Below are 13,706 nucleotides of genomic sequence, written 5' to 3' on the forward strand. Positions count from 1 at the left end.
TATTAATTTAAACGATTGATATTAAATAACATGGTTTTATGGATAATGAAAACACTGTAAAAGTGCCGCCGCAGTATATTGTCGGGATAGGTGCTTCGGCCGGAGGCTTGGAAGCTATTGAGGCATTTTTCAAGAATATGCCTGCGAATAGCGGTTTGTCGTTTGTGGTGATTCAGCATTTGTCACCACAGTATAAAAGTTTGATGGCTGAACTATTGTCCAAACATACCGCCATGCCGGTAAAGCGCATTGAGGACGGTATGAAAATCGAGCGCAACACCGTCTACTTGATTCCGCCCCGGAAAAACGTCACGGTGTTTCACAACCAGCTATTGCTGGCCGAGCAAGATCCCAGCAAAGGGATTAATCTGCCGATTGATATATTTTTGCGCTCCTTGAGCGAGGACGCCAGAGAGCTGGCGGTAGGTATCATTTTGTCCGGCACCGGCAGTGATGGCACACGCGGTATTCGTGCCATCAAAGAATTCGGCGGCATGGTGATGGTGCAAGACGAAAATTCCGCCAAATTCGACGGCATGCCCAAGAATGCTTTTGCTACGGGTTTGGCGGATTTTAGTTTGCCGCCGGAGAAGATGCCCGGTCAGTTGTTGGCGTTTGTTAAGCATCCCTATGCCACCTTACAGGAAAAAAATATCGTCTCGTCTGACGACAGTGACATCACGCGGATTTTTTCAATCCTTAGAGAAAAGTGCAAAATCGATTTTACCTTTTATAAACCCAATACGGTAGTTAGACGCATTGAACGGCGTATATCGATCAATCACTTAAAAGATATATCCGAGTATTTAAACTTGTTGCAAACAAATCCTCATGAAGTTTTAGTGTTATTTCAGGAGTTGTTGATAGGGGTTACCAGTTTTTTTCGCGACGAGCACGTATTTGACGATATTCGTGAGCATTGGTTAAAAAAAGTTGTCAAGTTATTGCAAGAAGATGAGTTGCGAGTTTGGGTGACCGCATGTTCCACCGGGGAGGAAGCTTATTCCTTGGCGATGTTGTTATCGGAATATCGGGAGTATTCAGGACATTATTTTCGCGTGAAGATTTTTGCGACCGATGTCGATCTAACAGCCATTGAGAAAGCCAGTAACGGTAAATATCCGGAAAGTATTATTGCAGATATTCCGCCCAAGCTCCTGTCGAAATACTTTATTCGCCGGGAAGATTATTTTCAGGTCAGTCAAAAAATTCGGGAAATGGTGGTGTTTGCCCAGCATAACCTGATTAAAGATCCACCGTTTACCAATATTCATATTCTCAGCTGTCGAAACGTGTTGATTTACTTGCAACCTGTTTTACAGAAAAAAATATTGGAGTTATTCAACTTTTCTCTGGTAAAGGAAGGCTTGTTGGTGCTGGGTACCAGTGAAACGATAGGCGATATGGGTGAGTATTTCGATGTGGCAAGTGCCAAATCAAAACTATATCGCTCCAAAGGCAAATATAAACCCTTGGGTTTTACTGCGTCCCCCAGTGCTTTAATGACTTACGCGCCGTATCCGAGTTCGGTGCGCTCCTCGAATGCGCTTAGTGGTCAGGAAGAAAGAGTATTGGACCGGTTCATCAGGGCAATATCGAATGATGTCTTGCCGTTTACGATGATAATTAATGAAAATATGGAAATATCCCATATTTTCGGCGATTCTAAAGATTATTTGAGTTATCCCAGCGGCAAACTGGTGAGTAATGTCAGTAAAATTGTTAAAAAAGATTTATCCATACCCATTTCCACAGGTATCCAAAAAGCCTTAAAAGCGAATAACGAAATTGTGTTGTCCAATATTCGGGTCAGAGAGCAGGACAGTTTGCGGACGTTTAGACTGCAATTTAAACCCCTGCCGGGCAAGAAGGGCCAAGAAATCTTAGTGGCGGCGATGATCACGGAGACGGTGGATCCTTCTTGTTTTAGCGAGACGGAAACCTTGGTCTACGATGTCAATTTAGATGCTAAACAACGCATCATCGATCTGGAGCAAGAATTACAGTTTACCCGCGAAAACCTGCAAGCTACGGTGGAAGAGTTAGAAACCTCTAACGAGGAATTGCAAGCCACCAACGAAGAATTATTGGCAAGTAATGAGGAATTGCAGAGTACGAATGAGGAATTGCAATCGGTCAACGAAGAGCTTTATACCGTCAATGCCGAACACCAGGGCAAGATAGTCGAGTTGACCTTGCTGAATAACGATTTGGATAACTTATTCAATAGTACCAATATCGCTACTCTGTTTTTAGACGAGAATCTGGATATTAGGCGATTTACTCCGAAACTACAGTCGATATTCCATATTTTGGAAACCGATCTCGGGCGGCCGTTTTATCACTTGACGCATACGATCAAAGACCTGGATGTCATCGCTGTCGTTAAAGGTGTCAACGATCAACACAACTGTTTCGATCAGGAAATTCAACTTGAAAACGGCACCTGGTATCTATTGCGGGTAATTCCCTACGTGGTTTCTGCGAAAGTCAATGCCGGCGTTATTTTGACTTTTGTAGACATCAATCAGCTGAAAAGCGCGCAATTGGAGTTGCATAAGCGTGAAGAGCAAGAAACACTGAGATTGGCCAAGTTTGTGCAGTTTTCCAACGATGCGATTACCTTGCTCGAACCGGACGGTACCATCGTGACGTGGAATCATGCCGCCGAGAAACTGTATGGCTGGTCGGCGCATGAAGCGCTGGGGATGAATTTTTACAATCTGATTCCGGACGACGAAAAGCATTTTGCCAAGCAAGGTTTAAGCAACCTGAAAGTGGGTAACACCTTGCCGTCGTTTCAGGCCAAGCGGCTGAGCAAATCCGGTAAGGTGGTGCACGTTTCGGCGTCGGCTTGTATGTTCCAGGCCGAGAACTCGGCTAGGGAGTTAATCGCGTTAACCGAGCGCGATTACGTTCACCAGCATCAAGTCGAAAAACAGGAGTGTTTAAATTGTTTGCAAAAGCTGGCCACGATAGTGATGGATACCGACGAAGCAATTATTCTGTTTGAAGTGTCAGGGAAGATTACCGCTTGGAATAAAGGTGCCGAAATCTTATACGGCTGGGATAGCTTGGACGCCGCCAGTATGACGTTTGCCGAGATCGTCTCTGACGATGAAAGGGGCATTACCCAACAACTGATTCAGGAATTGATCCTTGCTGGCGGCGTGAAAAGTATTAAGACCAAACGTATCACCAAGGATCAGAAAATTATCCCGGTGCGTATGCATGCAACGGTTTTGGGTAATCGCTCGGGAGAAGCGCTCTTAATCGTCAGCAGTGAAAAAGCGGTGCACTGAGCGGCTAATATCAACTCGCTATTGAGGCAAGATTTCGGCTAACGATTGCTCCACCGCCGACAATTCCGCCGGCGTATTGATGTTGACGAAGATGTGCGGCTTATCGCTGAAATCTACGTTGACCAGCGAATGCCGGTGAAACCAGGTTTGCAACTTACGCTCACCGCTGCGCAAGTAATTCTGTAAATCAGTTTGCAAGCTGGTTTTCAGTGCGGCGAAAACCGGATGCAGGCGTTCGCCGTCAAACGCCACGGCGATGTCCGCATCCTGGCTAATTAATGCGTCGAGCAAGCGTTGCAAATGCATGCTTGCAACCAGCGGCGAATCGCACGGCGCTACCAGTAATATCGCATGTTGCGCGGCCTGCATCGCCGCCAGAATGCCGGCCAGCGGGCCGTCAAAGCTTGGTTCGGCATCGCTGATAACCGGGTAAGCGAATTGCCGGTACTGATCTTGATTACGATTGGCGCTGATCAACAAATCGTCGACCAGTGGCATCATGGCTGCCATTGCGTAACTAACCAAGGGCCGGTTATTGCACAACATCAAGCCCTTGTCTTGCTCCTGCATGCGTCTGGCCATACCGCCGGCCAGCACCACGCCGCTAACTTTGTTTTGCCCGCTCATGATGGTAAGCTTTCCCGATGTTTAAAACAGCCGTCATTTTCGCAAGCCTGCCGTTGATTGCAAGTTGTGCCGCGCAGTCTCAGCATACCGAAGAAGTGACGTATTATCAGGTGGAAACCAGCAAACCCTACGACGAAGTATTGGCGGAATTGGAAGTAGCGATTGCCGAACACAACTTTCGCATCACCGGCCATAGTCGGGTGGGGAAGGTAATCCGCGACAGAGGAGCCACGAATTTTCCGGAATACGATACCGTACAGTTTTGCAACTTGACGCTGGCAAAGGTCGTGCTGGAAATCACCCCGCACGCAATTGGCTATATGCCCTGTAATGTGGTGACCTATCAATTCGCAGGTAAAACCATCGTCAGAACGCATCTGCTACCTGAAGATACCGACAACCCGGCCTTGAATAAATTCGCCAAGGAAATGAACCCGCAGTTGCAACAGATTGTCGACTTCGCCGCCGAACAATAACTATCCCTACAACGATAAAAACCGAGCATCATGAAAAAATCATTCTTCGCTACTCTCGCTGTTGTAACGCTGCTAAGCGGCTGTGCCACTACCCAGGAAAACTCAAAGCCGGAGGCCGCCGCAGCCGAGCCTGCGGCATTGGTCAATGACTATCCCACCCGGGACCGCGTCGAATATGTGCTGGAGTGCGTCGCCAAGCACGGCGGCCTGACCTATATCAGTCAATACGCCTGCGGTTGCAAAATCGATAAAATCGCCGAAAAACTCAGTTTCGAAGAATACGAGTCAGCCAAAACCTTTACTCAGATGCAAAAAACCCCAGGCGAAGCCGGTGCGGCCTTTCGCGATCCTAAACAATCCAAGGATTTGCGCACCAAGCTGAAGGATGCTGACGCCGAAGCGGAAAAAGCCTGTTTCGTTAAATAATTCCTGTTGACCATGATGGCCCCGGCCGGGTTGTCATCATGGTTCATGTCTTTTCCGTCAAACCATCGCTATACGAGCAGTTTGGCGTTTGCCGTCGGACTCACTTAATCTTACCGTTATGCCCAACGCCGAGTTTTTTCTTTCTTACCCCAAATTCAAACTGGCGATACTGGCCTTGTTGACGCTGAATATCGGTATTTACGCAGCGGTCGATACGCTGACCACTGCGGTTGATGCGCTGGTTTGGGTGATCTTATTGGTGATGTTCGAACTGGAAACTGTCAAGGCCGCGCCGTTTAATGAGACGACCTTGCATGCGGTGAGGAACGTTTTGATTGTGGTGATTGCCTTGGTATTCGGCAGCTACGTCCGCGATAACGAATGGTTGGATGTGCTCAACTCTCTGCTCTGGTTTGGGTTGATTGTGCTGCTCGAGTTGGAAGTGCGCTGGCCGACTTTGGTTGCTCGACACCGGCAGCTGTTTTGGTTGATCACTCTCGCTGTATTTGCGGGTTTAGTCGGTATGGTCGTGGCTTGGCTGATGCAGTCAGAGTGGCTGGATGCTTACGATGCGCTGCTGTGGATCACTGCATTCGGCGTGATTGAAGTCGATATTTTTCATTTTCTGAAGTTGACGCGCGATTAATCCCAACGCCATTTTCAGCGGTTTCCCAAGCATGAGAAAGATTGTTTGGTTGCTTATTTTGGTGGCGCCGTTGCTGCTGAAAGGCTGGTATGTCGATAATTTCATTTATCACTATACCGGTACCCGTTTGCTGGGATTTACTCAGGTTTTATTTAACGATGCCGTGATTTATGGCGGTATTTTAATATTACTGTATTTATCGCTGCTGCCGACTATGATGCGTTGGCTGGCGGCATTATTACGCTTGGCGGCTGTGCTGTTGTTTGCGGTTTATATTATCGATTACGCCATTATCGTTAATTTCAATACCCATTTGGCTTTAGGTGATGCGGTAAAATACGCCGATTATTCAAGTAAATATATTCAGCAAATTTATGGGTTAAGCGATTTTGGTGTGCTTGCGCTTAGCGTATTAATCTTGGCTGTACCTTTATATTTTTCGTGGGTAAGGTTTAAATCCGTAAATCCTTATGTCAAAAAGTGGCCCATCTGCTTAATTCTTGGCTTACCGTTGGCCGCGGCGTTTGCCGATAATGAAAAATACGCCCATGCCTGGATTTATAAAAATGTCATTGATTATAACTTAACCATATTATCCGAGGCTGCGCCGTATAGCGCCGCCTATGTCGATAACTTTAGTTTTCAAGAGCATATAGACTGCCAAACTCAACCGGTAGACACTAAGAATACTATTATTTTGATGGTGGAGTCCCTTTCCGCTTATCAAAGCCGATATTTCTCCGGCATCCACGATTGGACGCCCAATCTGGATGAAATTGCTCGCCAACATCAAGCGTTCAAGAATTTTTACGCCAACGGTTTTATCACCGAAGACGGCGAAGTCGCGCTGCTGACGGGCTTGCAGCCGCTCTATCCGCCCTCCAGTTATACCGACGATGGCGGTACGTCGTTTTATAGTTTTTATAATATAAAAGATTCCCTACCCAATATTCTTAAAAAGCACGGTTATAAAACCGAATTTTTAACGACTGCAGATTTGGAGTTTGGTAATACCGGAGTCTGGGCAAAAAGTGTGGGGTTTGATTATGTCGAAGGCCACGACCAGCCGGAGTATGATAAATGGGAACGGTTTCATTTTGAGGCCGCGCCGGATGAGGCCTTATATTTAAGAGCTTTGGACAGGATCGATAAAAATAAGAGAAATAATTTTTTGCTGTTTATCAAAACGGTTAGCAGTCATCATCCTTATATTAATCCGGAGACTAAGGAAAAATCCGAATCTGCGGCCATTACCTATACCGATAAGCAAATAGGCCGGTTTTATCAAGAACTAAAAAATAAGGGCTTTTTCAAGAATGGTCTCTTGATTATTGTCGGCGACCATCATTCGATGACACCCTTAAAAAAAGCCGAAGTCGAGTTATATGGCCAGTATAAAGCTTCGGCCAAAGTGCCTTTAGTGATTGTCGATAGCGACCGGCCGGTGGGCGTGGAAAATAATCAATATCAACAAATTGATGTGTTTAATACTTTGCAGGGCTTGGCGGCAGGCAAGCAATGTTATTCGGATTGGAACGGAATATTGTTCGGCGCCGCGAAAGCCTCACCCAAATACATCATTCATAGGCGCGGCGATAATCGGGATATGGTTAGTGTATTTGCCGAAAACGAAGACTATCTGGTGAAACTGGATGGCGATAATACTCGCGTAAATAGCAAGCTACCGGCTGATCAGACTGTCCGGCAGCTGTTGGTCGAAAAGGTTAACGCGCTGCGGATAGCGCGGGCGAAGTGGGCGTTGACACAATCCGCCGAAAAGTCAGATTGATACGCGCTTGTTTTAGTTGGCGAGTTTTGGGTAGTTCGTGGCGCCAATGGTGTTGCAACTCGCCGGCCATGATCAGCAAATCGCCGTGCCTTAGCTCGATATCCAGCACCGTGCAGCTGCGGGCGTGTCGAAAGCGCAGCAAGCGCGTCTCGCCGAAACTGAGCGACGCGATCAGCGGATTCGCTCCCAACTCTTTTTCATTATCGGCATGGCAGCCCATCGAGTCCCGGCCGTCGCGATACAGATTCGCCAAAACGCTATTGAAAGGCTGCTGGCAAACGGTTTCGACGTCGCTTCGTATGGATTGTAGCTCGCTGGTCCAGGGCAAGGGTTGGTGATCAACCCCGGAATAGCGGTAGTCGGCACCTGGGTCGCCGTACCAGGCCATCAATCGCGGTACCGGCACCCAACGCCCGAAAAGTTGGATTTGCTCGGTTTGCCAGGCCAGGTTTTGCAATAAGCTGTGCAAATAACTGTCTGCAATGCCGGTTGGGTAGAAAGCAGGCAGTAGATATAACTCGCCATCACGGGTCGCCAGATTTTGGTAGTTGATGTTTAAGCTCGATGTCATCGCAGTACCCGTCTTCGCTGGCTCGGGGATTTTAGCCGCCGAACCAGATAATCCGGTAAATGAGTCGGATTTAATGCACCAACAATATAATCAACTGCGCGGCAATGATCCGCAGAATCATGACCAACGGGTATACGGTCGCATAGGCCATCGACACAGCCGCTGCCGGGCTGAGGTTATTGGCGAACGCCAACGCGGGGGGGTCGGTCATGCTGCCGGCCAGCAAGCCGCAAAGCGTCAGGAAGTTGAGTTTATAGACTATCCGGCCCACGGCGGCGATGATCAGGAGCGGAAGTAAGGTGATCATCGCCGCGCAGGCCATCCAGTAAAAACCGTCGCCTTTTACCAACGTCTCGACGAATTGATCGCCGGAGTGTAAACCGACGCAGGCCAGGAACAACACAATGCCGATGTCTTTTAAAATGATGTTGGAGCTTTTCGGTAAATGCCAGGTCATCGTGCCCCAATTACCCACCCGGCTGAGCATAATCGCCACCAAGAGCGGCCCGCCGGCCATACCCAGCTTTACCGCGGAAGGAATGCCGGGTAAATACATCGGCAGACTGCCCAGCAAAACTCCCAGCGAGATGCCGATAAAAATCGGCATGATCTGAGGATGGTTGAGTTCTTCCAGCGAGTTACCCAGGGCTTTTTCGATACTGTTTAACGCTTCCTGATGACCCACCACATTCAGCTCGTCACCGAAGTGGACATGCACATTGCTGGTAGGCGAGAACTCGACATCAGGCCGATGAATTCGGGAAATGGTGACGCCGTAAAGCATGCACAGATTGCCGACGGTTTGATTGATCGCGGATTTGTTGGTGACTACCAATCGTCTGCTTTGCAAATTGGTGGCAATTTGTTTTAGATCGATATCCGACTCCGGACCGATCAGAATTTTCAGTTGTTCCAAAGGTTCACGTTCGCCGACTAGGCGGATGGTGTCGCCAATTGCCAGGCGGCTTTCCTGGCCAGCAACATCGACGGCACCGTTATGCAGAATCCGGGTCATAACGACGTTCATGCCTTCGAAAAACGGAATTTGGCTCAGCGTTAAACCGTTCAGATTAGGGTTTTCCACCCGCAAATCCTTCCAGATCGGTACATGGGTGTCTTGCTGTTGTTGGTCGGCAAAGCTTTTGGCTTCGTCGGCTATATCGACTTTAAACAAGCGTTTGTTTAGTAGCATGGCCAGAATGATGCCGGCGATACCGAATGGGTAGGCCACCGCATAGCCCAAGCCCGGCATTTTCAAGGTTTCGCTGTCGATGCCGGCAATCCCGCCCAGTACTTGCTGGGCGGCGGCCAGCGATGGGGTATTGGTGGTGGCGCCGGAAAACAGGCCCACCGCTACCGGCATCGGAATCTCGCCGACAATGCTGATCAAGACCGTGATCAATGCGCCCAATAGCACAATCGCGGCGGCCATGCCGTTCAGCCGCAAGCCGTAACGAAAAAACGAGCTGACAAAGCTGGGGCCGACTTGCAAACCAATCGCGTAAACGAAGAGTACCAAGCCGAATTCTCGCAAGAAATGCATCACTTCCGGATTAATGCTCAGTTGGAAATGCCCGAATAGCAGTCCGGAAAACAGCACGCCGGCGATGCCCAGTTGAATACCGGCCAGCGCTACTCTGCCCAACACCAGGCCGCTTGCCACTACCAGGCTGATAATTAGTAGTGTGTGCGGCACGGAATCTTGATTAAAAAGCGATAGCAACCACGACATGGCCTATTCCTTTGGTTCGAGTGGGTTGAAGGGATTTAGGTTTGCTTAGTCAATGTCGCCTGACTATGATGCAGAAGCCTGATAGCGCATTATGTGGTCAGGATTGTACAACAAGCCAACCAAGGGTGATTCCGATGAATAATAAATATCATAAAATGAAATATATCGTCATGCTGGGGCTGTTTGCCGCAGGCGTCAATGCAGCGGATATCGAAGCAGGCAAGGCGAAAGCGGCGGCCTGCCAAGGTTGCCACGGTGCGGCCGGCGTCAGTAGCAGCCCGTTATGGCCCAGTCTGGCGGGGCAGAGCGCGGTGTATATCGAGAGTCAGCTGAATAAATTCCGCAACGGTCAGCGTGATAACGAGGTGATGAAGCCGTTGGCTTCAGGCTTGAGCGACACCGACATTCAAAATATTTCTGCGTATTACGCCAGCTTGCACGGCAAATCGGCCGGTAGCAGCGACGCCAATTTGGTTAAGCAGGGTAAAGACAAAGCCGCTATGTGTCTGGGTTGCCACGGCAACAATGCGCAAGGTATGGGTATGGTGCCGAAACTGGCCGGACAGCATCCGCAATATTTAGCCAAACAGCTAACCGATTTCAAAAAAGGCGCGCGCAAGGCCCCGCAAATGAATGCTCTGGCACAATCGCTTAGCGAAGACGACATCAAGGCGGTGGCCGCTTATTTGGGGTCCTTGTAAATTATTTGATATTCCGCATCGTTGAGAGTACCTAACGATGCGGTTGTTTTGTTGAATGATTCGGCTAACCTTATGTACATAGTTCTTCAAATCCCGCAATCCAAGCGCATAGCAAATTAACAGTGTGATGAAATTAAAGGGTCCGATACGGATTGGCTTGTTGGCTTGCGCCTCCGGGTCTGCGCTAGCCGATGCGTTGTCATCCGATGTGTCCTGGTCGGTGATTGGGCGTAATGTCACGATTACTCAGCCGTTCTTTGCCGGCGCAGACAGGGGGAGTTTTGCCGGAAATTCGGCAACGGTAGGTTCGGGGGCCACCGTTAATTTGGCGGGTGGTTACAGCATCCAGGAAGGCGACACCAGTTACTGCCCAGGCTGCATTATCCAGCTTTATACCGCTTGGATTGCCCCGGCACAGGCTGGCTCGGCCGGGTTTTACTCCGGTGGAATCGGTCCCGGTTTCGGTAGCCTGAGCGGATCGTTTTCCGGTCAACTCACGGCCCCTAAAACGCCGGGGACTTACTTTATCGGTCTTGGCGCAACGCTGGACTATGTTTACCAACCGAATACTGCCGGCGGGTTTGGGAAAGACCAGAATGGCATATCCGGTTTCGCGCCTTTTCAGGTAACTGTCATACCTATAGCCGTTAGTTCTATTAGCGCGAATGACAGTTTCAGCACTTTGCCCGGTTACTATTACAACACCGGCGGCGATTTCAACAACTATGGCACATTAGTCAATAACAGCGCCACGTTCAGTCATGGCTCAGGCGTTTTCGCCAATTTCGGCGCCATCAACAACCAAGGTGTAATCGAGAACGCCGGACAGATGGTCAATAGCGGCAGCATCGACAATGTAACGGGAAATACGCTGACAAACGCCGGCGCACTGGTCAATCAGGGAAATTTCGGCAACGCCGGGCAACTGAGTAACCAAGGTACTTTCAGCAATCACGGCGTGCTGAACAATACCGGCACTATAAGCAATACCGGCCAATTCAATCTGGCGCAAACCGGTCTAATTACCGGGACCGGCGATTTCTATAACAGCGGGCAAGGGCGCGTCGATATTTCCGGTAACAACACGCATCGGTTTGATGGCAATGTCAGTAACGACGGTGTTTTCAGAACGGTAAATACCTCGGTAGCGTTTACCGGTAACTTCACGAATAACGGCCGCTATGAGAGCGACCCGTCGATCAACCAATTCAACAATCTGTCCATAGGTGCCAGCGGTTATTTGGTGGGCGGTGCCGGCGATGTTTTCATCGTAACCGGCGATTTTATTAATGCCAGCACGCAAAATACCCTGTGGAATACCGCAAATGCCGATCTGGTTTTCAGCGGCCCGAGCGCGACGCAGCATGCGATGAGCTTGGTGGGTAGCGATCAGGGGCAGACCACTGCTGGTGCGGTCAATAATTTTGCCTGGGGTTCTGTAACGGTAGCGAGCGGCAACGGTTTGAGCTTGGTCGATGGCAATAGCACGCCGGGCGCCGCATTGTATGCCAGTCGACTGGTATTGGCGGATGGCGTGAACCAATTAAGCAGCATTAGCAGCGACTACGACATTTACATCGATCCCAATCTGCCGGAAAACCAATACTTATTGGGAGCGATACGCAGTTTCGGTGGCGGTCGAGGCCAATTGGCCCCCTGGAGCCTGCAACCTTTTACAACAGAGACTAGCACCTCACCGGAATTAACCTTTAACCAGCAGACTTTCGCGCCCGCCTTGAATGAGGCTTGCGCGACCCCAAGCGGGATTTTGGCGACCCGGTGTCTGCAACTGCAAGCGCTCAGTCCGGAACAGCAAACCACCGCTGTTGCCGCATTAACGCCGGATCAGGTGCCGAGCCAGATGGCCGGGCCGGTGAAATTGGGCGCAATGCGCATGGATGGCCCGTTGACCCGATTGGCGAGCTTACGGGCAGGCGGCGGCGGTGCGCCTTTGTCGGTGAATTTTAACGGGATCCAATTATCCGCCAACCCTGTGGGCTCTCAGGGGCTAGGCGGCGCGGCGGGCGATGACGAGCTGTTCCGTGATTCACCGCTGGGTGTGTTTTTACAAACCCGCTTTAATTTTGCCAATCTGCGCGGTGATGCGTGGGATCGCGGCTTTGATTCGCAAGCGCGCACCGTAACGGGCGGCGCGGATTATCGGCTAAGCGACAAATTGGTGGTTGGTGCGGCATTTAACTACACGCATTCTTCCACCCAATATGCCGATTCGGCCGGCAATATGAGCAGCGATACTTATCTGGGCGCGCTATACGGCAGCTATTATCTGCCCGAGGATATTTATCTGGATTGGGTGGGAAACTACGGCGGTAATGACTATGCCTTTAACCGCCAATACGCCTTTTCCGGATTCGCCGGCCAATCCGCATCCACAACCACCGGCAATCAATACGGTTTTGCATTAAGCAGCGGCAAAGACTTCAATTGGGACGAGTGGGCCATCGGCCCTTATCTGCGTTTAGAGTACCTGGGCATGAACATCGCCCAATACCAGGAGCACAGCGGCAACGGTTTCGACATCATCACCGGCGAGCAAATCAATCATTCTTTCGTCAGCAATCTCGGTACCCAAATCAGTTATGCGCTCAGCACCTCATGGGGCGTATTCACGCCGGCCGTGCGCGTGGAATGGGAGCATCAATACCTCAACGACAATCGGCTGATTCACATGCGCTTGGCTCAGGCCGAGCCGGGGCAGGGTAATTTTACGATTCAAACCGGCGAGCCCGACCGCGATTATGTCAACCTCGGCGGTTCGCTCAGCGCTACATTGCCCAATGGCGGCTCAGGGTTCGTGCGTTATGAGACCCGCTTGGGCCAAACCAATATTTCCGACCACATTCTCGAAGCGGGCTTGCGGATGACTTTCTAGTTACGCAAGCCCTTCCTGCTGGTTATTGGTAAGGAGGTGGTGGTGGCAAGCCGGGTGGTGGTGGCGGAATGCTGGGTTGTGAGGCTTTGGGCGCCGGCGATTGGTAAGAAAACTGCCCGGATACCGGTACTCTGTGCCCCTTGGCATACATACATTGCACATAGGCATTGTCGTAACCTTGTTGGGTGGCATAGCCGGAGCGTCTTGATTCGCCACTGCCGACGATAGTCCCGGCCACTAATCCCGTGCCCGCGCCGATTGCCGCTCCGCCGCCGCCACCAATAGCGGCGCCGGCGGCCGCTCCCACTGCCGTGCCGACTGCGGCACTGCCGATTTGGCTATCGGTGCTGGCTTGATTCGGTGTGGCCCCCACTTGTCCGGCCGCGTATTGCTGGCATTGGTAGTCGTCTTGGCGAAATTGTTCGAATGATAAGCCGGTGCCGGGCAGCGCCATCACACTCGGGCCTGAAGGCATATGGGCGCAGCCGCTCAAGGCCAGTGCTACGCAGATTCCTGTTATTGGGTTTTTACTGTTCATGTTTG

At 50.3% G+C, this 13,706-nt stretch carries 11 protein-coding genes; 7 read left to right on the forward strand and 4 right to left on the reverse strand.

Annotated elements, in window-relative coordinates; genetic code table 11:
* Positions 1 to 38: 38 nt before the first annotated feature.
* Positions 39 to 3,302: a chemotaxis protein CheB gene (locus ACR02O_RS08515; RefSeq protein ID WP_494523201.1), complete on the forward strand. Its 3,264-nt coding sequence runs from the start codon at positions 39 to 41 to the stop codon at positions 3,300 to 3,302.
* Positions 3,303 to 3,320: 18 nt separating this feature from the next.
* Here ACR02O_RS08515 and mobA read toward each other — a convergent pair whose 3' ends face one another.
* Positions 3,321 to 3,929 (reverse strand): molybdenum cofactor guanylyltransferase MobA, encoded by a 609-nt coding sequence (gene mobA, locus ACR02O_RS08520; RefSeq protein WP_458136887.1) that lies wholly within the window; start codon positions 3,927 to 3,929, stop codon positions 3,321 to 3,323.
* 17 nt (positions 3,930 to 3,946) lie between these two features.
* Between mobA and ACR02O_RS08525 the strand changes: the two genes are divergently transcribed.
* The 4 genes from ACR02O_RS08525 to ACR02O_RS08540 all read left to right on the forward strand — a co-directional run bounded on the left by ACR02O_RS08525 (position 3,947) and on the right by ACR02O_RS08540 (position 7,266).
* Positions 3,947 to 4,405, forward strand: coding sequence for a DUF302 domain-containing protein (locus ACR02O_RS08525; RefSeq protein WP_458136888.1), 459 nt, complete (start codon positions 3,947 to 3,949; stop codon positions 4,403 to 4,405).
* A 30-nt stretch (positions 4,406 to 4,435) separates the two neighbouring features.
* Positions 4,436 to 4,831, forward strand: coding sequence for a hypothetical protein (locus ACR02O_RS08530; RefSeq protein WP_026603822.1), 396 nt, complete (start codon positions 4,436 to 4,438; stop codon positions 4,829 to 4,831).
* A gap of 118 nt (positions 4,832 to 4,949) precedes the next feature.
* Positions 4,950 to 5,477: a hypothetical protein gene (locus tag ACR02O_RS08535; protein ID WP_458136889.1), complete on the forward strand. Its 528-nt coding sequence runs from the start codon at positions 4,950 to 4,952 to the stop codon at positions 5,475 to 5,477.
* A gap of 31 nt (positions 5,478 to 5,508) precedes the next feature.
* A complete protein-coding gene (locus ACR02O_RS08540) occupies positions 5,509 to 7,266 on the forward strand; it encodes an LTA synthase family protein (RefSeq protein ID WP_458136890.1) in 1,758 nt (585 codons plus the stop codon).
* On the opposite strand, the gene ACR02O_RS08545 is transcribed toward ACR02O_RS08540, so the two are convergent.
* Together ACR02O_RS08545 and ACR02O_RS08550 are read right to left on the reverse strand one after the other, a co-directional pair.
* On the reverse strand, positions 7,202 to 7,837 hold the full coding sequence (locus ACR02O_RS08545) for an alpha-ketoglutarate-dependent dioxygenase AlkB family protein (RefSeq protein ID WP_494523202.1): 636 nt from the start codon (positions 7,835 to 7,837) through the stop codon (positions 7,202 to 7,204). The genes ACR02O_RS08540 and ACR02O_RS08545 overlap by 65 nt on opposite strands.
* A gap of 70 nt (positions 7,838 to 7,907) precedes the next feature.
* Positions 7,908 to 9,569 carry a putative transporter gene (locus ACR02O_RS08550; protein WP_051669687.1) on the reverse strand — a complete coding sequence of 554 codons (1,662 nt, stop codon included), beginning with the start codon at positions 9,567 to 9,569 and terminating at the stop codon, positions 7,908 to 7,910.
* A gap of 134 nt (positions 9,570 to 9,703) precedes the next feature.
* On the opposite strand from ACR02O_RS08550, the gene ACR02O_RS08555 reads away from it, so the two are divergent.
* Both ACR02O_RS08555 and ACR02O_RS08560 read left to right on the forward strand, forming a co-directional pair.
* Positions 9,704 to 10,270 carry a c-type cytochrome gene (locus tag ACR02O_RS08555; RefSeq protein ID WP_033155627.1) on the forward strand — a complete coding sequence of 189 codons (567 nt, stop codon included), beginning with the start codon at positions 9,704 to 9,706 and terminating at the stop codon, positions 10,268 to 10,270.
* Between the two features lie 127 nt (positions 10,271 to 10,397).
* Entirely contained in the window at positions 10,398 to 13,163 is a 2,766-nt protein-coding gene (locus tag ACR02O_RS08560; protein WP_494523203.1) for an autotransporter domain-containing protein, read from the forward strand.
* A gap of 22 nt (positions 13,164 to 13,185) precedes the next feature.
* Here ACR02O_RS08560 and ACR02O_RS08565 read toward each other — a convergent pair whose 3' ends face one another.
* Positions 13,186 to 13,701, reverse strand: a complete 516-nt coding sequence (locus tag ACR02O_RS08565) for a glycine zipper family protein (RefSeq protein ID WP_033155625.1) — start codon at positions 13,699 to 13,701, stop codon at positions 13,186 to 13,188.
* Between the last annotated feature and the right edge of the window lie 5 nt (positions 13,702 to 13,706).

Source organism: Methylomonas sp. PHL2-19 (assembly GCF_059331595.1).

Excerpts from the sequence above, each read along its gene's own strand:
- ACR02O_RS08515 (WP_494523201.1), top strand. The coding sequence starts at position 39 with ATGGATAATGAAAACACTGTAAAAGTGCCGCCGCAGTATATTGTCGGG.
- mobA (WP_458136887.1), bottom strand. The coding sequence starts at position 3,929 with ATGAGCGGGCAAAACAAAGTTAGCGGCGTGGTGCTGGCCGGCGGTATG.
- ACR02O_RS08525 (WP_458136888.1), top strand. The coding sequence starts at position 3,947 with ATGTTTAAAACAGCCGTCATTTTCGCAAGCCTGCCGTTGATTGCAAGT.
- ACR02O_RS08530 (WP_026603822.1), top strand. The coding sequence starts at position 4,436 with ATGAAAAAATCATTCTTCGCTACTCTCGCTGTTGTAACGCTGCTAAGC.
- ACR02O_RS08535 (WP_458136889.1), top strand. The coding sequence starts at position 4,950 with ATGCCCAACGCCGAGTTTTTTCTTTCTTACCCCAAATTCAAACTGGCG.
- ACR02O_RS08540 (WP_458136890.1), top strand. The coding sequence starts at position 5,509 with ATGAGAAAGATTGTTTGGTTGCTTATTTTGGTGGCGCCGTTGCTGCTG.
- ACR02O_RS08545 (WP_494523202.1), bottom strand. The coding sequence starts at position 7,837 with ATGACATCGAGCTTAAACATCAACTACCAAAATCTGGCGACCCGTGAT.
- ACR02O_RS08550 (WP_051669687.1), bottom strand. The coding sequence starts at position 9,569 with ATGTCGTGGTTGCTATCGCTTTTTAATCAAGATTCCGTGCCGCACACA.
- ACR02O_RS08555 (WP_033155627.1), top strand. The coding sequence starts at position 9,704 with ATGAATAATAAATATCATAAAATGAAATATATCGTCATGCTGGGGCTG.
- ACR02O_RS08560 (WP_494523203.1), top strand. The coding sequence starts at position 10,398 with ATGAAATTAAAGGGTCCGATACGGATTGGCTTGTTGGCTTGCGCCTCC.
- ACR02O_RS08565 (WP_033155625.1), bottom strand. The coding sequence starts at position 13,701 with ATGAACAGTAAAAACCCAATAACAGGAATCTGCGTAGCACTGGCCTTG.